This window comes from Polaribacter sp. 20A6, from assembly GCF_011378915.1.
Lineage (GTDB): Bacteria > Bacteroidota > Bacteroidia > Flavobacteriales > Flavobacteriaceae > Polaribacter > Polaribacter sejongensis.
On the sequence record NZ_WTPZ01000004.1, the window covers coordinates 470,646 to 496,103 of the forward strand.

A 25,458-nucleotide genomic window follows, 5' to 3' on the forward strand; every position below is an offset into this window, starting at 1 on the left:
ATCTATTTTTGGTTATTTCTAGTTTCTACTTTCTTTCTAAAATGTCTTTTAAAGAAAAAAACTAAGATAATAAAAATAGAAGCACCAAAAAACATATAAGATTTCTGCTTATCTGCTCCCCAACTAAGGAAACCTTCTACCAAACATATTAAAGCGACTACTAAATAGCCATATTGAAAAATTTTCCAAACTGTATTCATATTATTCTCCTTCTGATGTTACTAACCTTCCTGTTGTTTTCTTTGCTAAATGCTTACTTAAATCTTCTTTACACTCAAACCCAACACCGTATATAGTATCTTTTAAAGTGGTTAAAGTAAATGCTTTTTCTGAAAAAAAGTACTTCGTATTTTGATCCCAAAATAATTGTTCTGTTTCTAATTTAGAATTTTCTTTAGGGTTTACAACTACCACATTTCCTTTTATTTCAGAAATCTGAGTGTTTGAATATGATAATGCATAATTTCCTGAAATAGTAACAGAATCGATTCCATCAAAATTTATAATTTCAATACCTTCTGGAAATTCATTATAAGGGTGTTGTTTTCTATTACTAAAATCATACAATAACGGCGTAATTAGTTTTGATGTAATTCTACCAGAATCTTTATATACATGAAATGCATCTTTAGCAATTCCGATAGGCAAATTCTTAGACACCAAAAAATCCCTCACTTCCTTTGTATTGTTAGAGCAAGAAAAAAGCATTACTGTAACAAATAGTACAGTAATGCTTTTATATAATATTTTATTTAAGTTTTTCAAAAAATTAATTTGAAGGTACTCTTACCGTTTCACCAATCCAACATTTTATAGTGTAACTACTACCAGGAGTAACACCTGCAGTAAAAACAACTTTAGAACTTGGTACATTACCTCTATAACTTCTAATATATGAACCTGCAGTAGCAGAAATACTAGGATCTACAGATGCAGCTCTTTGCGCCTGGTTTAATGCAGCAACATATACCATTCTTTTTTCAAACTCATTATCACCACAATTATTTACACTAGATTGGTATAATCTTGCAATAAATAAATATGCTTTACCATAGTTAGGGTTAAAACGTAAAGCTTCTCTTGCTAAACTTCTAGCTTTACTTAACTGACCTCTAGATTTAGCTGATTGTGCGAATTTTAATTTATACTTTGCTTTCTTTAAAGGATCTGTTTCTAAATTGAAAGATTTCTCTCTCATTTCATTCGCTCCAGCATTATCTCCATTATCCTCTAATACAGTTGCTAAGAAAGAGAATGCTTCTGGTGATGGAGAAGCATGAGCATAAGCTCTTACTAATTCTTGGTATAAAGGATCCTCTTGACATCCTTTGTTAAACATTCTAGATACAGATCTTTTTAACCAAACTGCATCATCTTTATTTGCTTCAAAATCTCTTTTGTAAATAGGTATTAACCTTTCACAAGTTGCTATTTCTGAAATAATATTATCTAAACCTCCTTCTACAGTACCCAAGGCTCTTGAGTTTGTAGAATATGCATGTATTAATTTTTTGTTAGCTACAGAATCTTTAGAAAGATCTTTTAATTTTGCAGCATATCCTTCCAATTTTGTACTTACAGATTCTAAAACATCATCATAAGTATCAAATACCTTTTGAGGATCTGTATCTTTATTTCTGTCTGTAACTCCTTGAAAATAGATATACAAGTTTTTTACCCCCATTTTAGTAGGATCGATATTATATCCTTTTTCTAAAATAGCAAATACTTCATCATTAGATGCTAATTTATTATCTAGCAAATAAGTTGCATAATCACTATGTAATTTTGCTGGATTGTCATTAGGAAAATATTGTAATCTTTGCTCATATACTCTTTTTGCTAAAACAGGATCTTTTCTAACATCTTCAGCCAAAGTAGAACCACGTTTGTAAATATTTACAGATAAATCTTTACAATTATCCATTAAATAAATCCAATTGGTATAAGCTTCATCATACTTTTTAGATTGGAAATCTCCTTTAAAAAGATTATACTTAATAGTACATTCTCTTTTTGCATCGTCTTGCGCATTTGTTTTTGCTGATGCCAATAACAACATTGCAGCTAGTAAAAACGTAATTTTCTTCATTTTATTAGTTTTTTGTTAATCTATTTTTCTTTTCTGAAACCAATTAGTGTCTGTCAAAGATAAACTTAATCTAAAATTAAAATAATTTTCTTTAATTAAATTATTAGCAGTTGTACCTCTTTGACCAAATTCAAACCCCATATTTACTGAGGATAACTGTTTCAGTGGTAAACCTAAACCAAAAGATATGCCAAAGTCGTCAACTTCCGTAAAATTTGTATATGGAGTTGCTCCATCTACTAATAATCCAGTCTTTTCTAAACGAACACCAGCTCTATAAGTAACTCTCTCCCAGTAGTTTGAAATTGAATTAATTTTAGGAATATAAAACCCTCCTAAAGAAATTCTATTTGACTCACCATATTTGTATGCATTGTTAGAAGTCGCTAGGAAACCTGTAGCTTCTATTGCTTCTTGTTGTTCATACTCTAAACCAACATACCATTGATCATCTTTTCCTACTCCTGCACCTAAAATTGCTTTTAAAGGCAATTTATAATTTCCGCTAATTTCCGATTGAGAAATAGTATCTCTTCCAAATTCTCCTCCAGAATTAGTTAATGTAAGAGAGTATAAATAGTCATCTCCAGTAACTTCTAAATCATTACCCATTTTAAGAGTAGCTCCACCGCTTATAATCAGTTTATTTTTAAGTGCTTTTTTATATTGTGCTCCTAGTGTAACCGATCCACCTCTAACAGTAGTGGCTTCCTTATATTTTGTAGCTAAAGGAACCCCTAACCTTTCATTAAGAATACTATTATCTATACTTCCAAATTTATAATCTAATTCTACCCCTAAAGATAATTCTTTATATACTTTTATACCAAAACTAGTGTAAATTCTACTTACACCGCCTTCACCAGTAAAACGAGTTCGCTCTAAAATATTTTCCTCGTCATCTAAAATAGAATTAGATAAAGAATACCCTACAGAAGATACGGGTTGTAATCCAAAAGACATACCTGCTTTCTTTCCAATAGGAAATGCCAAAGCAAAATAACTTAAACTAGTAGAATTTGAAGACTGTTTAACACCGTCATTCTCTACTGATAATTTATTATTTAACAAACCAAAAGAATATGTTGTATATCTTAAGTTAGCATACGCTGCTGGGTTTGTAAAGTTTAAATATTTGTAGTGGTTAAAAGCTACTCCAATACCACCCATTGCACTTTGTTCTACTGTAACAGGGTTAAATTCATCTCCTATACCAAAAAAAGAGTATGGTGATGAACTTGTTCTTTGAGCTGTTATAGCTGAAGAGGTTATTAGTATAAAAACTAATAATATGTTTCTAATCATTTGTCTATATTAAATATCAATATTCTATTTAATCCTTGAAGAAGAAAATTTTTCTTGGCAAATATGCTACTTTTTAATTGCTTTGACAAGAATTTTGTGTCTCCTCCTGTTAAAACGACTGTTAAATCCATATATTTCTTTTTATATTGATTAATTACACCATCAATTTCTTGAACAACTCCATTTACAACACCAGAATTCATACTTTCTTTAGTGTTGCGACCAATAAAGCTATTCACTTTATCTTTTTGCAGTAATGGTAAATTTGCCGTAAAATGATTTAAAGAATCAAACCTCATTTTTATTCCTGGAGAAATTGCACCACCTAAATATTCTGACTTACTATTTACAAAATCGAAAGTAATGCAAGTACCAGCATCTATAATTAATGTGTTTTTTTCTGGAAACTCATCTACTCCCCCCACAACCAATGCAATTCTATCTGCTCCTAAAGTTGTTGGTGTTTTATACAAATTGACAAAAGGAACTTTTGTAGCAGAGGACAAAACCGTCAATTGCATTAAATCTTGAAGCTTATTCAACGTTTTTTCTGATATAAAACTAACCGAAGACAAGATTCCTTGGCTAATTTTATATTTTTTTAAAATTTTTTTAATTTCTGATAAAATTTTTTTCTGGTCAATAAAAACCACTTCTAAAATGGTATCACCCTCAAATACAGCAGCCTTAACTCTTGTATTACCTGCATCAATTATTAAATTCATCATTACAATATTTATAAAAATCAAAAATACAATACATTTTTTTAAAAAGATGCTTGCACATCTTAAAAAAGGTTGTATATTTGCCACCGCTAAGGGAAAGATATTAATCTAACTTTTAAAGTAATGGTACCTTAGCTCAGTTGGTAGAGCAAAGGACTGAAAATCCTTGTGTCCCTGGTTCGATTCCTGGAGGTACCACTTAAAACCCTATAAACTCACTGTTTATAGGGTTTTTACTTTTTAGGATACTAAATAAAAAAGGTGTACTCTAAAATTTAGAAACACCTCAATACTATAAACAAACCATAGTAAATCTTAGATTGTTTAATTAAAACGAAATTTGATATTTAAAAGAATGTTAAAGTAAATTCAACCTTCTCATCAATTCACTTTTATTAGATCTACTAATTGGTATTACACTTTTTTGAATAAGTACGCTGTTATCCTCAATATCTACAATCTCAGAAATATTAATAATAAAAGACCTATGTATTCTAAGAAATAAAGAAGAGGGTAATTTATCTTCTATTTTTTTTAATGTTGAATGCACAATATAGCTCTTGCTACCTGTTCTAATGCTAATATAATCTCCTTTTGCTTCTACAAAACAAATACTAGGAATATTAATTTTAACAAGTCTTCTCTCTACACTTACATAAATAAAATCAGAATCTTCCTTTGATGCATTAGTTATGCTCGTGGAACTGCCTGTCTTTTTTAAATTAGCTAATTTCTGCAAAGACTTATTAAACCTTGTTTTAGCAATAGGTTTTAAAAGATAATCTACTACACAGTCATATTCAAATGCCTGAAGCGCAAAATTTTTATCTGATGTTGTTAAAATTATTTTTGGGGGAGATTTTAAGGTTTGGATAAAGTCGAAGCCAGAAAATGTAGGCATGTGAATATCTAAAAATATTAAATCTACCTCATTTGAGTTAAGATATTTTATAGCCTCTATAGCAGAACCAAACTCTTCTAAAACAGCAATCTCCTTAAAATCGGCACATAGCTTTTTAATAATCAGTCTTGCAGTTGCATCATCATCAATTACTATACAATTCATACTATTTTTAAAAATTATTCGACTTCTAAATATACATGAATTTTGTTTAAAACATTTATAAAATCGGTATATAATTTGGTGTCATTATTTTTTAAATCTTTTTCAAATTTAGAAGCTAATTCAGTACCTTTTTTTAATCCCAAAATACTAATTTTATGTTTTATCTTATGTACTTTGTCTGCAGCTTCTGAATACTCTTTATTATTATAATATTTATTAAAAAGTAAACATTCTTCTGGAAATTCGTTTTTTAAAACAATTAAAATACTCTCTTCAAATTCTTTATCTCCTCCAGAAAGATCTTTTATATAATTTAAATTAGGTTCTTCCATCTTTATTCATATTATTCATTCATTAATAAGTTTATTCTCTTTCCAATAATTTAATAGTGATTCTACTTTTTTAGAATATGCAGAAAATTGTAACGGCTTTGTAAAAAATCCCGAAACTCCAAAATCATAGCATTTTTTTAATTCTGTATCATCTTCAGAATTAGACATAACTATTATAGGAATGTTTCTAAATTTAACATTAGATTTTAAATTACTTAAAAAATCTAACCCATTCATTTCTGGCATATGCAAATCCATAATAATAATATTAAAAGAATGTTCTGCATTATTTAAAATACGTAATGCTTGTTTTCCGTCTATTGCTTCTACTACTTTAGAGCGGCAATTATTATCATTACACACCTTTTTAAACTTCATTCTTTCTATTTCATCATCATCAACAAGTAATATGGAGAGGAAGTTCATGTTTTCTTACATTTTATTTTAAGATGATGTAAAAATGAACTAATAAAATTAAAAAAAAATATTTGTTAGCTTATTTGAAGTAAAAACTCGTTAAGTGGTAAAGATTTAATGTTTAATATAATGCTATATATAAACCTGTCTATCTATTTGATGGTTAAGAGAAATAAATGTTTCAAACTTAGTAACACCATTAATCATTTTTATTTTAGTATCTAACAAACACATTAAGTCTTCATTATCTTTACATAATACTTTTATAAAAATTGTAAAATTACCGGTTGTATAATGACACTCTACGACTTCTCTAACTTCTTTAAGCCTTTTTATAATTGATGATAATACTGCTGTTGTATCTAAAAAAACACCAACAAAAGCAATTGTAGTATACCCCAAAGCTTCTGGATTTATCTTCATTTGGTAACCATCGATTAATTTAGATTTCTCTAACTTTCTTAATCTTTGATGAATTGCTGCTCCAGATATACCAACATCTCTTGCAATACTTAAAATAGGTACTCTTGCATCTTTTACTAAACTTCTTATAATTTTTTTATCAATACCGTCTATCTTCATCTTTATATCTTAGACTATAAAGGTAAAAAAAATAGAGAACACAAATTGTGTTCTCTATTTTAATATCAATTTAAACTTAAATATTATGTATTATTTCATTTTGAAATCTTCCATAAATTTAGTCGTATAGTTTCCTGCAACATAATCTGGATGATCCATTAATTGTCTATGGAAAGGAATTGTTGTTTTAACACCTTCTATTACAAACTCATCTAATGCGCGTTTCATTTTATTAATAGCTTCTTCTCTTGTTTGAGCAGTCGTTATTAATTTCGCAATCATTGAGTCGTAATTTGGTGGAATCATATACCCTGCATACACATGAGTATCTACTCTTACCCCATGTCCTCCTGGAGAGTGAAAAGTTGCAATCTTTCCTGGAGCTGGTCTAAAGTTATTATACGGATCTTCTGCGTTAATTCTACATTCTATAGAGTGCATTTGAGGAAAATAATTTTTTCCAGAAATTGGTACACCTGCAGCTACCAAAATTTGCTCTCTAATTAAATCGTAATTTACTACTTCTTCCGTAATAGGGTGCTCTACTTGTATACGAGTGTTCATCTCCATAAAGAAGAAGTTTCTATGCTTATCTACTAAAAACTCTACAGTTCCAGCACCTTCATACTTTATAAACTCTGCTGCTTTTACAGCTGCAGTACCCATTTTCTTTCTTAAAGCATCTGTCATAAAAGGAGAAGGAGTTTCCTCTGTTAACTTTTGATGACGACGTTGAACAGAACAGTCTCTTTCTGATAAATGACAAGCTTTCCCGTAAGAATCTCCAACAATTTGAATCTCTATATGTCTAGGCTCTTCAATAAGCTTCTCCATATACATATCATCATTACCAAAGGCTGCTTTACTTTCATGTCTTGCAGAGTCCCAAGCATCTTTTAAATCTTCAGGCTTCCAAACAGCACGCATTCCTTTACCTCCACCTCCTGCAGAAGCTTTTAACATTACTGGATAACCAGTTGCAATAGCTGTTTTTTCACAACTTTCAAAGTCTTCAATAACACCTTCACTTCCTGGTACACAAGGTACACCAGCAGCAATCATGGTAGATTTAGCATTCGCTTTATCTCCCATTTGATCAATCATATCACCTGTTGCTCCAATAAATTTTATATTATGCTCTTCACATAATCTAGCAAACTTAGCATTTTCAGATAAAAATCCGTAACCAGGGTGAATAGCATCTGCATTTGTAATTTCTGCAGCTGCAATAATATTAGACATTTTTAAGTAAGACTCAGAACTTGGTGCTGGACCAATACAAACTGCTTCATCTGCAAATCTTACGTGCAAACTTTCTGCATCTGCAGTAGAATATACTGCTACAGTTTTAATGCCCATTTCTTTACAGGTTCTAATAACACGAAGTGCTATTTCCCCTCTATTGGCAATTAATATTTTTTTAAACATAATTTAAGAGTTATAAGTTATAAGTTATAAGATTTTGAGTTAGAACATCTATACTCAAAAATCTAAACTCTTTCTATTACGATGGGTCTACTAAGAATAATGGCTGATCAAATTCTACAGGAGAAGAATCATCCACTAATATTTTAACGATCTTACCTGAAACTTCAGATTCTATTTCATTAAATAATTTCATTGCTTCAATAACACAAACAGTATCTCCTACAGAAATATCTGTTCCTACTTCTACAAAATTAGGCTTATCTGGTGATGGTTTTCTATAAAAAGTTCCAATAATAGGAGACTTTACAGTAATATATTTAGAATCACCACTTTCTGCTACTACTGTAACAGGAGCTGCTGCAACAGGTTGTGCAACTTGAGGCATACCAGCCATCGGAGCTGCTTGTAAAATTGTTGTTTCTGTTTTACCAGAACCAGTTCTAATTGTAATCTTTACATCTTCCATTTCTAACTTTACCTCGCTAGCGCCAGATTTAGCTACAAATTTTATAAGATTTTGAATCTCTTTAATATCCATACTCATAATTGTTTAATTGTTGTGTTTATGAATTATACGCCCATTTTACGTAAGCTGCTCCCCATGTGAAACCGCCACCAAATGCCGCAAAAATTAAATTATCTCCTTTTTTTAATTGACTTTCATAATCTGCTAGTAAAAGTGGTAAAGTTGCAGATGTAGTATTTCCGTATTTTTGAATGTTCATCATAACTTTTTCTGATGGCACTCCTACTCTTTTAGCGATTGCTTCAATAATACGTTTATTAGCTTGGTGTGCTACTAACCATTGAATATCCTTTTCTGAAAGATCATTTCTTTCTAATACTTTTCCAGCAACATCTGCCATATTAGAAACTGCATATTTAAAAACAGTTTTTCCTTCTTGATATACAAAGTGTTTATCTGCAGCAACAGTTTCTTTAGTTGTTGGCATTAAAGACCCACCTGCCTCTATTCTTAAGAAGTCTCGTCCGATACCATCACTTCTTAAGTACTCGTCTTGTAAACCTAGCCCTTCAAAATTTGGTTCAAACAAAGCAGCACCTGCTCCATCACCAAAAATAATACAAGTAGCCCTATCTTTATAGTCTATTATAGAAGACATTTTATCTGCTCCTATTAACAATACTTTTTTATATCTACCAGACTCTATATAACTAGCTGCTGTAGACATACCATATAAAAAACTAGAACACGCTGCTTGCAAATCGTAACCAAAAGCATTTACTGCTCCTATTTCTGATGCCACATAAGCAGCTGTAGATGCTATAGGTAAATCTGGAGTTGCAGTACCAATAATAATTAAATCTATTTCTGCAGGATCTACGTTTGACTTTTGTAATAATTCTTCCGCAGCTTTTATTGCCATGTAAGAAGTACCTAAACCTTCTCCTTTTAAAATCCTTCTTTCTTTAATCCCTGTTCTACTGGTAATCCACTCATCATTAGTGTCTACCATGGTTTCTAACTCTTTATTAGTTAGAACATATTCAGGAACATACTTCCCTACTGCTGTAATTGCTGCAGTGATTTTTGTCATAATTTTCGTTGTTTTCCGTGTGGTTAGGAAAATCAAAAGTAGTGAAATTTATTTCACTTTTTAAAGTAAAAATTATCAAAAGAATTAATTTCTAATTTAAAAACGCAAAAAAACCCTCAATTAATGAGGGTTTTAAAAAAAACTTTTGATTCTTTTATGCTTCTATTGCAGATGCAGATTCTAATACGATCTGTCCTCTATAGTATAATTTACCTTCATGCCAGTGAGCTCTGTGATATAAGTGAGACTCTCCTGTTGTAGGGTCTGTAGCAATCTGCTGATAAGATGCCTTATAATGAGTTCTCCTTTTGTCTCTTCTAGTTTTGGATATTTTTCTCTTAGGATGTGCCATTTTATGTCTTTTTTTCTGTTATTAAATTCTTTAATTTATCCCACCTTGGGTCTGTCTCTTCAACAGTCTTTACTTCTTTTATTTCTAATTCTCTTAACTTATTTAATGCTTCAGAGTCCATTGTTCCATCTAAAACTCCTGGATGAACTCTTTTATTAGGAACTGATAATACAATCATTTCATAAATAAACTGAGCTACATTAAACTCATACGCCTCGTGAGGTAATATTAAAATCTCCTCATTTTCATCATTAAATTCTGGTCCAAAGTTTACAACTAAAGGTAAAACAGCTTGAACATCTTGTTTATAAAGTTCATTAGAAACATCACATGGTACTTCTACAAAACCATTGGCGGTAAAAGTTAATTCTAGTAACGTACTCTTCTTTATAAAATTTAATGATATTTTAATTGATGAACTTTCGAATTCATCAAAATTAAAAACACTAAAGAACGTATTGTTAATTTCATATTCAAACAAATGAATTCCTTCCTTTAATCCTACAAACTGTATGTCGAACTCCTTTAAGTCTTTCATTTCCAAATATCAATTAAGCGTGCAAAGATATAAAATTTTATTATTCTACACTGTTTTCTATTAAAAGTTTTTTATTTTACTAAAAGAGGACTTTTTGTGAGCTCTTTATATTCTTTTCTTGTCTTATAAATTTCGATAGCAGTAAATAATGCTTCTTTAAAAGAAGATGGGTTTGCTATGTTTTTCCCAGCTATATCAAAGCCTGTACCATGGTCTGGAGATGTTCTAATCTCACTTAAACCTGCCGTATAATTTACGCCACTACCAAAAGACAACGCTTTAAATGGCGCTAACCCTTGGTCATGATACGTTGCTAAAACACCATCAAATTGCTTATATGTTTCCGAACCAAAGAAACCATCTGCTGCATAAGGTCCAAAAACCAGCTTACCAGATTCTTTTATTTCATCTATAGTTGGCTTTATAATTTCATCATCTTCAACACCAATAACTCCCTTATCTCCACAGTGTGGATTTAATGATAAAACTGCTATTTTTGGTTTATTGATACCAAAATCTTGCACCAAAGAAGTATACATAGTACCTACTTTCTCTTTAATTAATGTCGGAGTTATAGACTCTGCTACTTTAGATATAGGAATATGACCTGTTATCAACCCTATTCTTAATGCATCCGTCATTAAAATCATCAAACTCTTTCCTTCTAACTTATCTTCTAAATATTCTGTATGCCCTGGAAAATTAAAAGTATCAGATTGTATTGTTTCTTTATTAATTGGTGCGGTTACTAAAACATCAATCTTTTGTTCTTTTAAATAAGTAGTAGCTATCTCTAATGATTTTGCCGCATACTCACCAGATTCTTTAGTTGCCTCCCCTAACGCTACAGAAACTTCTTCTTTCCATATATTTAATACATTAACCTTATTATGATTAACCTGTTCTATAGACGTAATTCCATGAACAGGAGTCTCTGCCCCTAACGCTTTTTTATGATAAGTAACCACCTTTGTACTTCCAAAAATAACTGGCGTACAAAAATCTAACATTCTTTTATCTTGAAAGGTTTTTAGAATAACTTCTAAACCAATTCCATTTAAATCTCCTATTGAAATACCAACTATAATTTTATCAGATTTATCCATAGTAACTCTTCTATTATTCCTATTTTTGAATATCACAAAAGTAACTAAATTTTACAAATATGTTTACCGGAATTATAGAAACCCTTGGTACAATCACAAATATCACTAAAGAACAAGACAACATTCATTTAACTGTAAAGAGTAATTTCACAAATGAATTAAAGATAGATCAAAGCGTTGCTCATAATGGCGTATGCTTAACGGTGGTAAATATTAAAAATGATGAGTATACTGTTACAGCTATTAAAGAAACTTTAAACAAAACAAATATTGGTAGTTTATCTAAAACTGATTCTGTAAACCTAGAAAGAGGTATGAAATTAGGAGACAGATTAGACGGCCATCTAGTACAGGGACATGTAGACCAAACTGCAACTTGTGTAAATATTAAAAATGAAAATGGAAGTACCGTTTACACCTTTAATTATGATGCTTCTACTAAAAACGTAACTATAGAAAAAGGATCTATTACCGTAAATGGTGTAAGTTTAACGGTAGTAAACTCTAAAAAGAATGAGTTTAGTGTTGCTATAATACCTTATACAACAGAAAACACAACCTTTAAGTTTTTAAAACTAGATGATTGTGTAAATTTAGAATTTGATGTTATTGGAAAGTACGTTAGTAGACTTACTAATTCTTAACCTTTTTAATTCCGTAAATAATTCCTGAAACTATTAAGAAAACTAAACCTCCGTCTATTGCTAAACCAGGTGGCGGTGGCGGTCCTGCAGGCTGCGGCACGTTTTGCGCGCTAACTACATAAGTAAATGCTAGCATTATTATAAATGCGAAATGTTTTTTCTTTATCATTTTATATCCCCCCAGATTAAAAATTAATATTAATTAAACTTTATACAATATATATCATTTGTTAGAACAAATGTATATTTCTTTCTTAATAAGAAGAAAAGAGCGATCTCACTTGATATTACATCAAAAACAAAAACAGTTTTTTTCAACTCTTATAAAAACAATAAACTATTTTGAGTATCAGAATAGTACCTAATTGTTTTATGGGGCAAATATATATACTTTTCTTAATTAATCACAATTTTTCTCTTAAGTTTTAAATATAATTTACCCCACCTCTTTATACTCATGCAAAAAAAAAAAAAAAAAAATGAAACGAACCAAAACAACAACTCACTCTATCTACCAAACTAAAACTCAACATTTGTATCAACACCTAACTTTACAAGTTAAAAAAATCCATAGATAATTCTACCCTAAAATATTTGAATTATTTTTACTTCACATACACTATTAAACAATAAAGTAAACAGCATTACAATATTATTAAATAACATACAACCACCTCACCAACTATATAGTTACACCCCTTAATTCTTGATGTATTTTTTTTCAAAAACTTTGTCTTTAAATAAATCTTCATACATTTGTTTTTAACCCCTCTGAATTAACTAGCTATTTAGGTTACAGAAAACCCATTAAAAGACATGCAAGATTATTATCATCAAATAACTCAACACAAAACTCTCTTCTAAAGATACTTTTCATCTGCCAACAACAGATTCTAATCAATTATATTTAACGCATTATCCAAAGTAATTTTTCAAGAATTAAAACCTGATTTTCATAAACAATTCGGGCTCCAATTCGCTCTTAAACTAACACAACAAGACTATAGCAATACAGAAACTTATAAGCACAAAAAAAGCACCTCATAAATGAAGTGCTTTTTGCGGTCTGGACGGGACTCGAACCCGCGACCCCCTGCGTGACAGGCAGGTATTCTAACCAGCTGAACTACCAGACCGTTGCTTTAAGCGGTTGCAAATATACAATCTATTTTTACATACGCAACAAAAAAATGAAAGAATTTAAAAATAATTTCATTTTATATAATTTTGATGCTTTTCAACTAAAATTTAGACACAAAAAAAGCACCTCATAAATGAAGTGCTTTTCGCGGTCTGGACGGGACTCGAACCCGCGACCCCCTGCGTGACAGGCAGGTATTCTAACCAGCTGAACTACCAGACCGTTGCTTTAAGCGGTTGCAAATATACAATGTATTTCTAGATACACAAGCATAAAATTAAAAAAAGTTTATATTTTTTTTCTACTAATTAAATATGCCGTTAAAATTTCATTGTATCCTTTACGTATATCTACAGGGATGTAATCAATTTTATATTGTAAACATTTATTTTTCAATTCTTTAAAATAATCACCAACTAACGCAGTGTACTTTTCTCTAATGTTTTCTGCGTATATATTAATTTCTTCTCCGGTTTCAACATCCACAAACTTTTTAGGATTATTGTCAAAATTGAAGTTAAATTCTGTTTCTCCATCATACGTATGAAACAAAACAACCTCATGTTTATTAAATTTAAGATGTTTTAAAGCTTCAAAAAGTGTTTCATTATCTTTATTTGGTTGAAACATGTCTGTAAAAACAAAAATTAATGAACGCCTGTGTATTTTCTCTGCAATTTCATGCAAGTATTTATAGGTCTCTGTAGAAGACTTAGATTCTGAAACCAATAATTGCTCTAATTGATGTAACAACATCTTTCTGTGCCGCTCGCTTCCCTTTTCTGGAGCATAATATTCATAACTATCACCATAAATACTTAAACCAACTGCATCTCTTTGTCTTTTTAGTATTTCCATTAATGCTGCTGCCGCAACTGCAGAAAATCCAACTTTGTTTAAATTGTCTACCGTTTGCTTTTTTACAATAGGATAATGCATGGATGCAGAATTGTCTATAATAATATGACACCTTAAATTGGTTTCTTCTTCATATTTTTTAGTGTACAACTTCTCTGTCTTTGCAAACAGTTTCCAATCTATATGACGCGTACTTTCTCCTTTATTGTATAACTTATGCTCAGAAAATTCAACAGAAAATCCATGAAACGGACTTTTATGGATTCCCGTTATAAAACCTTCTACCACTTGTTTAGCAAGTAAGTCTAGGTTTTTAATGTCTGATTTCACTTCAGATAAATCCATATTATTTTTTAATATTTTGAGCTCGTGTTAAATTATCTGTCGTCTGTAATAATTTCTTTAATAAGATAGCATTATAATCTGGATGTTCCTCTAAAAATTGATCTAAAACAACTTTTGCTTCTTTAGAGGAATATTGACCAATGGAACTTGCCAACCAACCTTTAGGAAAAAAGATATCTCCTGTTAATTGCACTTCTTCTAATTTTTCTAAAACCGATTTTAAATATTTTGTTGCCTCTTTTTGTCTTAACGGATGATGAATATTCTGTAACCCTGCTTCTACCCACGATTCATTTTCTCTATTTTCTTTTTCTAAAAGTGATTTCATAAAAGTATCTCTTACTTGTACATCCGCAGATAACGAAGGTAACAACCATTTAAAACGATCTAATCTATCGTTGTTAGATATTCTAGTTTGCTGTTCTTGTAAAATTTCTACTGCTTTTGCATGTTCTAAAACAGCTAATCTCATTGCCAAAGAACTAAAGTCACTTTCATTTAAAAATAAGTTGTTAATTTTCTTCTCCTTATTCCAAATTTTATATAAAGTTTCTTTTCCTCTTTCAGAAATAGCAATCGATTGATACAAACCAAACAGCGTTCTTTTTATATTTTTAGACACCTTGCTTTCTAGCAATCCTAAAATCTCTTTTTCTACTTTTTGTTGCACTTCATCTTGCTCTTCTTCTGTTAAAAATGACCAAAATATTGTTTGAATTCTTCCTGACAAATAATTGGTAATCAACTCATTTTTTTCATCTTTAATTGCGGAAGTATAAACCTTAAATGTTTCTAACGGAGTAACCTCTCCTATCAACATATTTTCATATAAATTAATGTATTGAGACCCTCTAGAAACTTCATCATTTAGATGCTGATAAGTATCAACTTCTTTCTTGTAAATAGGAAAAACACCATAACCAAACCCGTTTGTATTGTACAAAACTTGTCCGGGTTTAAAATCTTTTGTTGCTGATGTAATATCAAAATATTTCCCCATATTCTTAAGGTTGATAATTTTCTCATACCCTCTTTTATCAATCAATTTAATTTTAAAAGATTGTGTCCAAACTTTATTAGAACCATCTTCTGCTTTTTGATGAATTATAAATTTACTGACGTTTCCTTTATCATTCAATTCTATTTCTTCATAAAAAACAGGTCTTCCAGATGAATTCACCCAAACATCAGACCAATTTTTTATATTTCCTGGCGACTTGTTATCTAAAATAGCAACCAACTCATTCCAATCTGCATTAGAATTCTGATACTTTTTTATGTATTCTTGAACTCCCTCTTTAAAAGCCTCCTCTCCTAATAAAGCTTCTAACTGACGCATCATAATTGGCGCTTTGTTGTAAATAATTCTTCCGTATAAAGAACCTGCATCTTTTAAGTTTCCTAAATACTGTCGAATGGCGTTTGTTCCTTTTGTTCTATCTTCAGAATAGGCATTTGGATAATGCGTCATCATAAAATTAAGTTCGTGATTTACTTCCGGAAAAACAGGATTCATAATTTTATCTGCCATAAAATTAGCAAACACCTCTTTCATCCAAACATCATTAAACCATCGCATGGTTACCAAATCTCCAAACCACATGTGCGAGGTTTCATGTGCAATTAACTTTGCTCTGCTTATTTTTTGCTTTTGAGTGGCATTCTTATCTAAAAACAAAGACGATTGTCTGTATTGTATAGCACCAACATGTTCCATTCCTCCATATTGAAAAGGCGGAATTGCAGCAAAATCCATTTTTTGAAATGGAAATTTAACCTGTGTAAATTCTTCTAAAAAATCGATCGATTTCTGATGAATTTGAAATACCTCATCTACACTTTCACTTATCTTTTCCGCGTCGTTTTCTCTGTATAAAAAACGCATATCAAACGCTCCTGGATTTTTAGTTTCTGATGTAAATTTACCAGCTACAAAAGAAAACAAATAAGTACTCATTAAATCTGACGTTGCAAAAGTATGTTCTGTAAAACCATCTATCTCTAAACTACTTTCTTCAAAACCACCAGCAAGAACTTGCCAATCTTTAGGAGCAGTAATTTTTAGATTGTACTTAGCTTTTATATCTGGCTGATCAAAACAAGGAAACAATGTACTTGCTCTATCCGGAACTAATAAGGTATATAAAAACTCTTCATTTCTGTTGAGTGATTTTTCTCCTGCGTCAAATAGTATTTCTACTGCGTTTTGACCTAGACTTAATCGTTTTTTATCAATAATAACGTGTTCTTTCTGATGATTTATTTCGGATATTTCTCCGTTTACTTTTATAGATTTCAACTTAGAAACATCCTCGTTAAAATCTAAGTAAACATCATTTTCTAAATCAATAACGGTAAATTTAACTTCTAATATAGCAGCAATAGCCTTTTCTTTTTCCTTCGGAATTTTAAAATGCACATCATAAACAACATCAGCAATTTGCTGTTTTCTGTATTTAGCTAATTCAAAAGAAATTCCTTTTTCTAGTCTTAATTGATTCTCTTGTTTATCACAAGAAATAAAAATGAGTAGGCAAACTATTAATGATAGATAAAATTTCATGTAAAGAATTTAGATTTTAAAAATAAAAAAAGGTTTGACGTTAGCCAAACCTTTTTAATATTATAAAAGATGAATACTACTTATATAGCTGCATCGATTTTTCCTGTATACACATTTTTAGGAGCAACACCTACTTGTTTGTCTACAACTTCTCCGTTCTTAAAGATTAAAACAGTTGGTATGTTACGTACTCCGTATTTTGCTGCAAATTCTTGGTTAGCATCAACATCTACTTTACCAACTACGGCTTTTCCTTCATACTCAGTATGAATTTCATCAACAATTGGCCCTACCATTCTACATGGTCCACACCAAGCTGCCCAAAAATCTACTAATACTGGTTTGTCAGATTTTAATACTAATTCGTCAAAGTTTGCGTCTGTAATTTCTAATGCCATTTTTATATTTTTAAATTATTATTTCAATTTCGAACTACAAAAGTAATCATTTTATTCACTTAGTAGTTTTCTTAAAAATTACTTTTTCCTATTTGTCTATAAATAGTTGTTATGCATACAAATAGAGAATCATCAAAAAAACACTGTTTTAAAGTAGTTTTCTGATGATTCTCTATAAATTTAATTCCTAATTAAAGAAACTACACTTTATTATTTTAAAATAATTTAGATGCAATTGCATGTATATTATCACTTTTACCCATAGAATAATAGTGTAAAAATGGTACGCCTGCCTCTTTTAACTCCTTAGATTGCTGAATAGCAAACTCAATACCAACCTGTCTTACCGCTTTATTATCTTTACAACCTTCTACAGCATCAATTAAATCTTCTGGTAAATCTATTTTAAAAACTTGTGGTAAAACCTGTAAATGTCTTTTTACAGCAAGTGGTTTAATTCCTGGTATAATTGGCACTGTAATTCCTATTTCTCTAGCTTTTTTAACAAACTCGAAATATTTATTATTATCAAAAAACATTTGTGTTACCACATAATCTGCACCCGCATCTACCTTTTGCTTCAAACGTTTTAAATCTGTATTTAAAGACGGAGATTCCATGTGTTTTTCCGGATATCCTGCAACACCCACACAAAAATCATAATTATGCTCTACTTTAATATCATCATGTAAATATTTTCCTTTATTTAAATCAGATATTTGTTGTACCAAATCGCTCGCAAAGGCATTACCTCCTTGGGTTGCTTTAAAATAAGATTCATCTTTTCTAGCATCTCCTCTTAGCGCAACCACGTTATCCAATCCTAAATAATGGCAATCTACCAAAACGTACTCGGTTTCTTCTTTGGTAAAACCTCCACACAATAAATGCGGAATTGCATCTACCTGATATTTATGCATAATAGAAGCACAAATACCTACCGTTCCTGGGCGCATTCTAGTAATTCTCTTGTCTAAAAGTCCGTTTCCTTTATCCACGTAAACATATTCTTCTCTTGAAGTTGTTACGTCTATAAAAGGTGGATTAAATTCCATTAAAGGATCTATATTGTTGTATAAATCTTGAATATTTTTTCCCTTCTGAGGTGGTATTACTTCAAAAGAAAATAATGTTTTACCATTTGCATTTTTAATGTGATCTGTAACTTTCATTAGCCTCCCTTAATCCCTCCAAAGGAGGGAAACTGTTGCGGGTTATTTTGTATTAATATTTATTTTATCTTTTTGAGCGTTACCACAAGGGTCGCGCTTTACTCTATATCTTTTTGCCGAAAAAGCAAAAAGGATAGAGCCTATCTTGAGCGTAGTCGAAAGGTTTCAATCGCTAACGCTACCTGTTAAGCAGCTTTTTTACATCTTCGAAATCTTCTTTGTATTCCCAATAAATCCATCTTCCATCTACATAATCAGTCAGAATATATTTTTCGCTTAAAGATTTAATTCTAGAAACTGCAATTAACTTCTTTCCAAATTTCTCTGCTGCAATTGGAGTCATTTTCTCCTTATTGTTTTTATCAAAACCATGAGAGATAACATAACTTCCTAAATGTAATTCTATAAACTCCATATATATTTTTTTGTGAGAATAACTCTGAAAGGTTTTAACCCTTTCAGAGTTAATTATTATTCTTCAGCAAGTGTTGGATGCAACCATTTTCTAGCTTTCTCCTTTGTAATTCCTTTTCTTGTTGAATAATCTGTTACCTGATCATCTGTAATTTTACCCAAACCAAAATATTTAGCTTCTTTGTTTGCAAAATAATATCCAGATACTGCTGCCGCTGGCCACATTGCCATACTTTCTGTTAATGTAACACCAATATTTTCTTCCACTTTAAGCAAATCCCAAATGGTTTCTTTTTCTAAATGATCTGGACACGCAGGATATCCTGGTGCAGGACGTATCCCTTTGTAACTTTCTTTTATTAGATCATCATTTGTTAAACCTTCATCTGAATCAGAACCCCAATGTTTCGTTCTAACTTGTTTGTGCAGATATTCTGCCATAGCTTCTGCAAAACGGTCTGCAATAGCTTGCGCCATAATTGCATTGTAATCGTCTTCTTTTGCCTTATAGCTTTCTGCTAATTCTTGTGCTCCAAAAATCCCTACACAAAATGATCCTATATAATCTGTTCTACCAGTTTCTTTTGGTGCAATAAAATCTGATAACGCATGATTCGGAATTCCTTCTCTCTTCTTTAATTGCTGACGTAAAGTTCTAAAAATAAATTCTTCTCCTCCTTTTTTCTTTACAGCTATATCATCGTCATTTATAGTATTTGCCTCAAACAAACCAAAAACAGCTTTTGGTTTTAACAATTGTTTCGCAATAATTTCTTTAATCATTGCCTGAGCTTCATCATACATAATAGTAGCTTGCTCACCAACAACCTCATCCTTTAAAATAGCTGGAAACTTACCATGTAAATCCCAACTTCTAAAAAACGGACTCCAATCTATAAAAGGTAATAATTCTTTTAAACTTAATTGTTCTAAAGTCTGAATACCTAATTCATTAGGCTTTACAATTTCAGACGTTTCCCAATCTATTTTATATTTACGCTTACGTGCTTCTTTTAATGAAATGTATGATTTTTCTTTACCTCGTTTTAAAAACTTAGTTCTAAATTCATCATAATCTTTTTTCATTTTAGCAACGTACTCATGAGATGTTTTCTTATTTAATAAATCACCTACAACAGTTACTGCTCTAGAAGCATCATTTACATGCACCACCGCATTTGTATATTGCGTATCAATTTTTACTGCAGTGTGCGCTTTAGAGGTTGTTGCACCACCAATTAACAAAGGCAACACAAAATTCTTACGTTGCATTTCTTTTGCTAAATACACCATTTCATCTAAAGAGGGTGTAATTAAACCAGACAAACCAATAGCGTCTACACGTTCGCTAATAGCCATTTCAATAATTTTTTCTGGTGGAACCATTACGCCTAAATCTACAATTTCGTAGTTATTACACGCTAAAACAACACTCACAATATTCTTACCAATATCATGCACGTCACCTTTTACAGTCGCCATTAATATTTTACCAACAGGCTCTTGCTTGTCTCCTTTTTCTGCTTCAATAAACGGATTTAAATAACCTACCGCTTTTTTCATTACACGTGCAGATTTTACTACTTGCGGCAAAAACATTTTTCCTGCTCCAAATAAATCTCCAACCACATTCATTCCAATCATTAAATGACCTTCAATTACTTCTATTGGCGAGGTTGCTTCTTGTCTTGCTTGTTCTATATCTTCAATAATAAAAGCATCAATTCCTTTTACCAAAGCATGTGTAATTCTATCTTGTAAAGGGTTTTCTCTCCAGGATAAATCTACCGTTTTTTCTACTTTAGAACCTTTTACTGTATCAGCAAAATCTAATAAACGCTCCGTTGCATCTTCTCTTCTATCAAGAATCACATCTTCTACGCGTTCTAATAAATCTTTCGGAATATTATCATACACTTCTAAAAGTGCAGGATTTACAATTCCTATGTTCATACCTGCCTGAATCGCATAATATAAAAACACTGAATGCATTGCCTCTCTAACTCCGTCATTTCCCCTAAAAGAAAACGACACGTTACTAACACCTCCACTAACACTTGCGTTTGGTAAATTTTCTCTTACCCAACGTGTAGCTTCAATAAAATCGATGGCATTTCTTCTGTGCTCATCCATTCCTGTTGCAACAGGAAATATATTTAAATCGAAAATAATATCTTCACTAGGAAAACCAACTTCATCTACTAGAATATCATACGATTTTTTAGCAATTTCAATTCTACGATCATAGTTATCTGCTTGTCCTTCGGCATCAAAAGCCATTACAATTACAGCAGCACCATATCGTTTTATTTGTTTTGCTTCCCAAATAAATTTTTCTTTTCCTTCTTTAAGTGAAATTGAGTTTACAACGCATTTTCCTTGAACAACTTGTAAACCTGCTTCTATGATCTCCCACTTAGAGCTATCAATCATAATTGGCACTCTACAAATATCTGGTTCTGCTGCAATTAAATTTAAAAAACGAACCATGGCTTGTTTCCCGTCAATTAAACCGTCATCAAAATTAATATCTATAATTTGTGCGCCACCATCTACTTGATGTCTTGCAATATCTAAAGCTTCATCAAATTGCTCGTTTTTTATCAATCGTAAAAACTTACGAGAACCTGCAACATTTGTACGTTCTCCTACATTGATAAAATTGCTATTTTCATTCAAGACTAGAGGTTCTAATCCTGATAAACGCATATATTTTGTTTGTTTCACTTTCATTATATGTAATGTTCTACTATTGGAAATGGTTCATAAAAATGATGCAATAATTCTTTCCATTGTTCATATTCATCAGATTTTCTAAATCCAACCTCGTGATCCTCTATTGTTTGCCAACTGACCAATAAAATATATTTGTCATCTTGTTCAACACATTTCTTTAATTGATGAGAGCTATATCCTTTCATAGAAGAAATAATCTTTTCTGCCTTCTTAAAATTAAACTCAAAATCTTTTGAAAGGCCTACTTTTATGTTTAAAATGGCTACTTCTAGAATCACTTTCCTTTTATTTATTTTGAGATTACTACTTGCGTAGCACTGCTTTTTATATATCTAAAACCTGTTTATTTACAACAAAGGCTCTTGGCTTATATTTTCCCGAAATCCTTGCAATCTCACTAATATGTTCTGGTGATGTTCCACAACATCCACCGATAATATTGATTAAATCTTTCTTTAAATACTCTTCTATCTGCTCTCCCATTTCTTCTGCAGTTTCATCATACTCTCCAAAAGCATTTGGCAATCCTGCATTTGGATGTGCAGAAATAGCAAAATCTGTTTTGTTTGCAATAGCTTGTAAATGGGGTTGTAATAAATTGGCTCCTAAAGCACAATTAAACCCTACAGATAATAAAGGAATGTGAGATACAGAAATTAAAAAAGCTTCCGCAGTTTGCCCAGATAAAGTTCTACCAGAAGCATCTGTAATGGTACCACTTAACATAATTGGAACATCAATACTACGCTCGTCTTTTACTTCTTCAATAGCAAATAATGCTGCTTTGGCATTTAGAGTATCAAACACCGTTTCTACTAACAATAAGTCGGCACCACCATCTAATAATGCTTCAACTTGTTGTTTATAAGCAATTCTTAATTCATCAAAAGTTACTGCTCTATAACCCGGATCATTTACATCTGGAGACATACTTGCAGTTCTGTTTGTTGGACCAATAGAACCTGCTACAAAACGAGGTTTGTGTGGTTCTTTTGCTGTAAACTCATTTGCAACTTCTTTGGCAATTTTTGCTGATTGATAATTTAGTTCATACACTAAATTTTCCATCTGATAATCTGCCATTGCAATAGTAGTTCCAGAAAAAGTATTGGTTTCTATAATATCTGCACCAGCTTCAAAATATTTACCATGAATGGTTTTTATTGCTTCTGGTTGCGTAATTGATAACAAGTCATTATTACCTTGTAAAGGTGATGGATAGTCTTTAAAACGTTCTCCTCTAAAATCTTCTTCCGTGAATTTATAGGCTTGTAGCATAGTACCCATGGCACCATCTAAAACCAAAATTCTTTCTTGTAAAGCTTTGTATATATTTGACATTCCTGAAAATTAATTTTTGTGTTATCAGGAAAAGAAGAATTGATACTTTTTCCGTTATCTCTCTGAAAGGTTCTGAACCTAGTTCAGAAAGAATCAGTAGAAATTAGCACCTTCTTTAAAGATAAAGGGTTGCCAAGGCTTCCTCGGGTCTAATCCCTCAACCTTTCTTGATAACAATATTTAATAAATGAACTAAATTACGTTACAAAGTAACGAACTTTTTTCTTGTTTTAATAATTTATTCGTAGATATCTGATGATAAATAACGATCTCCTCTATCGCAAATAATAGCAACAATAACACCTTTATCTATTGATTTTGCTACTTTTAACGCGGTAGCAACAGATCCTCCACTACTCATTCCTGCAAAAATGCCTTCTTCTTTTGCCAAACGAACCGTCATTTCTTTTGCCTCTTCTTCACTTACTTCAAATATTTGATCTATTTTTTTAGCTTTAAAAATAGCTGGCATATATTCTTCAGACCACTTTCTAATTCCAGGTATTTTTGCCCCTTCAGTTGGCTGTGCTCCAATAATGGTGATGTTTTCGTTTTGTGATTTTAAATAATCAGAAACTCCAGTAATAGTTCCAGTAGTTCCCATGGCAGAAACAAAATGAGTTACTTCTCCTTCTGTATCTCTCCAAATTTCTGGTCCTGTTGTATTAAAATGTGCTTTCGGATTGTCAAAATTATCAAACTGATTTAAACGAAAGTATCCCTTTTTATATTTTAGCTTTAAAGCATAATCAATTGCACCTTCAATCCCCTCATCTGCAGGAGTTAAAATTACTTTTGCCCCGTAGGCTCTCATTGTTTTAACACGTTCTATAGTAGAGTTTTCTGGCATTGTAAGTACCATATTTACACCTAAAACTTTTGCCATTAAAGCCAATGCAATACCTGTGTTTCCGCTTGTTGCCTCTACTAAAGTATCACCTTTCTTTATATTTTTTCTTTTAATAGCTTCAGAAATCATATAATAAGCTGCTCTATCCTTTACACTTCCTCCAGGATTGTTCCCTTCTAGTTTTAATAATAAAGTAACACCTTCTTTCTTTAAGATATTTTGTACCTCTACAAGTGGTGTATTTCCAACAAAATCTATGATGCTTTTGGTTTTCATTCTAATTTCTTTTTTGAAAAATATTATTTTCTGATTTCACTGTTACCACCGAATTTTCTGGAACGGATTCCATAATACAAACATTGGCTCCAATTACAGAGTTTTTCCCTATTACAACATCTCCTCCTAAAATGGTAGCATTTGCATAAATAACAACACCACTTTCTATGGTAGGATGTCTTTTGGTGGATGCTAAACTTTTCTTTACTTGTATTCCTCCTAAAGTTACGCCTTGAAAAATCTGTACATTATCTTTTATAATTGCAGATTCTCCTATTACAGTTCCTGTTCCGTGATCTATATGAAAAGAAGCTCCTATTTCTGCTCCTGGATGAATCTCTGTACCGGTTTTGCTGTGTGCATACTCACTCATTATTCTTGGAAAAACAGGGATTCCTAAGTTTAATAATTGGTGACTTAAGCGATACACTGCAATTGCATAAAATCCTGGATATGCTAAGTAAATTTCTTCTAAACTTTTAGCAGCAGGATCATTTTTTTCTGAAGCAGCAGCATCTAAATCTAATTTTTGACGAATAGAAACAAAAGAATTTTCAAAATCACTCCACAAATTTCCTCCGTTTTCAACGGATAATCTTTCTAAAATTTTTAAAAACTTTAATCTTGTTTCTGCACCACTTTCAGACAAATGACGTTCATCAAACAAATTATTAATTAACTGTTTGGTGAAAATTTCTACGGCATCTCTTAAACACATGCTGTAGTTCTTAAACGTAATTATTTGTGCTGTTTCTTTCATTTTAGCTTTTACATTTCTGGAGCTAATACTACTTCTAACCCGTCCATTGCTGGCGTCATTTGTATTTGACAGCCCAATCTACTATTGTCTTCAACATTAAATGCTTCTGCTAACATAGCATCTTCATCATCTGTCATTTCTGGTAATTCGTGATCTGAATTTACATAACACTGACAAGAAGCACACATAGCCATTCCGCCACAAATACCAATAGTTCCTTCTTCTGCTAATTCGTAAGAACGAACAACTTCCATAAGGTTCATTGCCATGTCTGTAGGTGCTACAACTTCATGCTGTACACCATTTCTATCAGTTATTTTAATATTTATATCTACGCTCATTATACATTTTTTACCAAAGCCAAAAGTAATAAATTTGTTTGGTTAGACCTCAAAGGTTTTTAAAACCTTTGAGGTCTATGTTATTCTCTTTATTAATTGTCTACTAAATTAAGTAAA

At 31.3% G+C, this 25,458-nt stretch carries 28 protein-coding genes, 3 tRNA genes and 1 riboswitch; of the genes, 2 read left to right on the top strand and 29 right to left on the bottom strand.

Annotated features, from left to right (window positions below):
- Nucleotides 1-2: 2 nt before the first annotated feature.
- From GQS57_RS12075 to GQS57_RS12095, 5 genes are read right to left on the bottom strand one after another with little or no spacing between them, the layout of a single operon-like run.
- Complete coding sequence (locus GQS57_RS12075) at nucleotides 3-200, bottom strand: hypothetical protein (protein WP_165733103.1); 198 nt, start codon at nucleotides 198-200, stop codon at nucleotides 3-5.
- A gap of 1 nt (nucleotide 201) precedes the next feature.
- Nucleotides 202-765: an LPS export ABC transporter periplasmic protein LptC gene (lptC, locus tag GQS57_RS12080; protein WP_165733104.1), complete on the bottom strand. Its 564-nt coding sequence runs from the start codon at nucleotides 763-765 to the stop codon at nucleotides 202-204.
- A 4-nt stretch (nucleotides 766-769) separates the two neighbouring features.
- A complete protein-coding gene (locus tag GQS57_RS12085) occupies nucleotides 770-2,092 on the bottom strand; it encodes a lipopolysaccharide assembly protein LapB (protein ID WP_165733105.1) in 1,323 nt (440 codons plus the stop codon).
- A gap of 15 nt (nucleotides 2,093-2,107) precedes the next feature.
- Nucleotides 2,108-3,397: a hypothetical protein gene (locus GQS57_RS12090; RefSeq protein ID WP_165733106.1), complete on the bottom strand. Its 1,290-nt coding sequence runs from the start codon at nucleotides 3,395-3,397 to the stop codon at nucleotides 2,108-2,110.
- A complete protein-coding gene (locus GQS57_RS12095) occupies nucleotides 3,394-4,125 on the bottom strand; it encodes a type III pantothenate kinase (protein WP_306772028.1) in 732 nt (243 codons plus the stop codon). The genes GQS57_RS12090 and GQS57_RS12095 overlap by 4 nt, the downstream gene beginning before the upstream one ends.
- A 122-nt stretch (nucleotides 4,126-4,247) precedes the next feature.
- Here GQS57_RS12095 and GQS57_RS12100 point away from each other — a divergent pair.
- Nucleotides 4,248-4,320: transfer RNA gene (locus GQS57_RS12100), tRNA-Phe, on the top strand.
- Nucleotides 4,321-4,480: 160 nt separating this feature from the next.
- Here GQS57_RS12100 and GQS57_RS12105 read toward each other — a convergent pair.
- The 10 genes from GQS57_RS12105 to pdxA form a co-directional block, all read right to left on the bottom strand.
- Nucleotides 4,481-5,188, bottom strand: coding sequence for a LytTR family DNA-binding domain-containing protein (locus tag GQS57_RS12105; RefSeq protein WP_165733107.1), 708 nt, complete (start codon nucleotides 5,186-5,188; stop codon nucleotides 4,481-4,483).
- Between the two features lie 14 nt (nucleotides 5,189-5,202).
- Nucleotides 5,203-5,520, bottom strand: a complete 318-nt coding sequence (locus GQS57_RS12110; protein ID WP_165733108.1) for an Hpt domain-containing protein — start codon at nucleotides 5,518-5,520, stop codon at nucleotides 5,203-5,205.
- Nucleotides 5,521-5,535: 15 nt separating this feature from the next.
- Nucleotides 5,536-5,946: a response regulator gene (locus GQS57_RS12115; protein ID WP_165733109.1), complete on the bottom strand. Its 411-nt coding sequence runs from the start codon at nucleotides 5,944-5,946 to the stop codon at nucleotides 5,536-5,538.
- Between the two features lie 123 nt (nucleotides 5,947-6,069).
- Entirely contained in the window at nucleotides 6,070-6,519 is a 450-nt protein-coding gene (locus tag GQS57_RS12120) for an Lrp/AsnC family transcriptional regulator (RefSeq protein ID WP_165733110.1), read from the bottom strand.
- Between the two features lie 90 nt (nucleotides 6,520-6,609).
- Nucleotides 6,610-7,947, bottom strand: a complete 1,338-nt coding sequence (gene accC / locus GQS57_RS12125) for an acetyl-CoA carboxylase biotin carboxylase subunit (protein ID WP_165733111.1) — start codon at nucleotides 7,945-7,947, stop codon at nucleotides 6,610-6,612.
- A 76-nt stretch (nucleotides 7,948-8,023) separates the two neighbouring features.
- Complete coding sequence (gene accB, locus GQS57_RS12130; RefSeq protein ID WP_165733112.1) at nucleotides 8,024-8,485, bottom strand: acetyl-CoA carboxylase biotin carboxyl carrier protein; 462 nt, start codon at nucleotides 8,483-8,485, stop codon at nucleotides 8,024-8,026.
- A 25-nt stretch (nucleotides 8,486-8,510) separates the two neighbouring features.
- Entirely contained in the window at nucleotides 8,511-9,506 is a 996-nt protein-coding gene (locus GQS57_RS12135) for a beta-ketoacyl-ACP synthase III (protein ID WP_165733113.1), read from the bottom strand.
- Nucleotides 9,507-9,660: 154 nt separating this feature from the next.
- Nucleotides 9,661-9,858, bottom strand: a complete 198-nt coding sequence (gene rpmF / locus GQS57_RS12140; protein ID WP_165733114.1) for a 50S ribosomal protein L32 — start codon at nucleotides 9,856-9,858, stop codon at nucleotides 9,661-9,663.
- 1 nt (nucleotide 9,859) lies between these two features.
- Nucleotides 9,860-10,396 carry a DUF177 domain-containing protein gene (locus tag GQS57_RS12145; protein WP_165733115.1) on the bottom strand — a complete coding sequence of 179 codons (537 nt, stop codon included), beginning with the start codon at nucleotides 10,394-10,396 and terminating at the stop codon, nucleotides 9,860-9,862.
- Nucleotides 10,397-10,467: 71 nt separating this feature from the next.
- Nucleotides 10,468-11,502, bottom strand: coding sequence for a 4-hydroxythreonine-4-phosphate dehydrogenase PdxA (gene pdxA, locus GQS57_RS12150; RefSeq protein WP_165733116.1), 1,035 nt, complete (start codon nucleotides 11,500-11,502; stop codon nucleotides 10,468-10,470).
- A 59-nt stretch (nucleotides 11,503-11,561) separates the two neighbouring features.
- Between pdxA and GQS57_RS12155 the strand changes: the two genes are divergently transcribed.
- A complete protein-coding gene (locus tag GQS57_RS12155; protein ID WP_165733117.1) occupies nucleotides 11,562-12,146 on the top strand; it encodes a riboflavin synthase in 585 nt (194 codons plus the stop codon).
- Here the strand turns inward: GQS57_RS12155 and GQS57_RS12160 are convergent.
- The 14 genes from GQS57_RS12160 to GQS57_RS12225 all read right to left on the bottom strand — a co-directional run bounded on the left by GQS57_RS12160 (nucleotide 12,136) and on the right by GQS57_RS12225 (nucleotide 25,341).
- On the bottom strand, nucleotides 12,136-12,282 hold the full coding sequence (locus GQS57_RS12160; RefSeq protein ID WP_240915471.1) for a PID-CTERM protein-sorting domain-containing protein: 147 nt from the start codon (nucleotides 12,280-12,282) through the stop codon (nucleotides 12,136-12,138). The genes GQS57_RS12155 and GQS57_RS12160 overlap by 11 nt on opposite strands.
- 926 nt (nucleotides 12,283-13,208) lie before the next feature.
- Nucleotides 13,209-13,282: transfer RNA gene (locus GQS57_RS12165), tRNA-Asp, on the bottom strand.
- 153 nt (nucleotides 13,283-13,435) lie between these two features.
- Nucleotides 13,436-13,509, bottom strand: a tRNA-Asp gene (locus GQS57_RS12170).
- 66 nt (nucleotides 13,510-13,575) lie between these two features.
- A complete protein-coding gene (locus GQS57_RS12175) occupies nucleotides 13,576-14,490 on the bottom strand; it encodes a DUF58 domain-containing protein (RefSeq protein ID WP_165733119.1) in 915 nt (304 codons plus the stop codon).
- Nucleotide 14,491: 1 nt separating this feature from the next.
- The gene (locus GQS57_RS12180; protein WP_165733120.1) at nucleotides 14,492-17,053 is read right to left on the bottom strand and encodes a M1 family aminopeptidase; all 2,562 of its coding nucleotides are present in this window, start codon (nucleotides 17,051-17,053) and stop codon (nucleotides 14,492-14,494) included.
- A gap of 80 nt (nucleotides 17,054-17,133) precedes the next feature.
- Nucleotides 17,134-17,451 carry a thioredoxin gene (gene trxA / locus GQS57_RS12185; RefSeq protein WP_165733121.1) on the bottom strand — a complete coding sequence of 106 codons (318 nt, stop codon included), beginning with the start codon at nucleotides 17,449-17,451 and terminating at the stop codon, nucleotides 17,134-17,136.
- Nucleotides 17,452-17,666: 215 nt separating this feature from the next.
- A complete protein-coding gene (metF, locus tag GQS57_RS12190) occupies nucleotides 17,667-18,623 on the bottom strand; it encodes a methylenetetrahydrofolate reductase [NAD(P)H] (RefSeq protein ID WP_165733122.1) in 957 nt (318 codons plus the stop codon).
- Nucleotides 18,624-18,801: 178 nt separating this feature from the next.
- Complete coding sequence (locus GQS57_RS12195) at nucleotides 18,802-19,038, bottom strand: hypothetical protein (protein WP_165733123.1); 237 nt, start codon at nucleotides 19,036-19,038, stop codon at nucleotides 18,802-18,804.
- Between the two features lie 56 nt (nucleotides 19,039-19,094).
- A complete protein-coding gene (gene metH / locus GQS57_RS12200) occupies nucleotides 19,095-21,770 on the bottom strand; it encodes a methionine synthase (protein WP_165733124.1) in 2,676 nt (891 codons plus the stop codon).
- Complete coding sequence (locus tag GQS57_RS12205) at nucleotides 21,770-22,051, bottom strand: antibiotic biosynthesis monooxygenase (protein ID WP_165733125.1); 282 nt, start codon at nucleotides 22,049-22,051, stop codon at nucleotides 21,770-21,772. The genes metH and GQS57_RS12205 overlap by 1 nt, the downstream gene beginning before the upstream one ends.
- A 46-nt stretch (nucleotides 22,052-22,097) precedes the next feature.
- Nucleotides 22,098-23,114 carry a homocysteine S-methyltransferase family protein gene (locus GQS57_RS12210; RefSeq protein WP_165733126.1) on the bottom strand — a complete coding sequence of 339 codons (1,017 nt, stop codon included), beginning with the start codon at nucleotides 23,112-23,114 and terminating at the stop codon, nucleotides 22,098-22,100.
- A 51-nt stretch (nucleotides 23,115-23,165) separates the two neighbouring features.
- Nucleotides 23,166-23,291: riboswitch (SAM riboswitch) on the bottom strand.
- A 61-nt stretch (nucleotides 23,292-23,352) separates the two neighbouring features.
- Nucleotides 23,353-24,240: a cysteine synthase CysM gene (gene cysM, locus GQS57_RS12215; protein WP_165733127.1), complete on the bottom strand. Its 888-nt coding sequence runs from the start codon at nucleotides 24,238-24,240 to the stop codon at nucleotides 23,353-23,355.
- Between the two features lies 1 nt (nucleotide 24,241).
- A complete protein-coding gene (gene epsC, locus GQS57_RS12220) occupies nucleotides 24,242-25,000 on the bottom strand; it encodes a serine O-acetyltransferase EpsC (RefSeq protein WP_165733128.1) in 759 nt (252 codons plus the stop codon).
- Nucleotides 25,001-25,008: 8 nt separating this feature from the next.
- Nucleotides 25,009-25,341 carry a 2Fe-2S iron-sulfur cluster-binding protein gene (locus GQS57_RS12225; RefSeq protein ID WP_165733129.1) on the bottom strand — a complete coding sequence of 111 codons (333 nt, stop codon included), beginning with the start codon at nucleotides 25,339-25,341 and terminating at the stop codon, nucleotides 25,009-25,011.
- Nucleotides 25,342-25,458 lie beyond the last annotated feature (117 nt).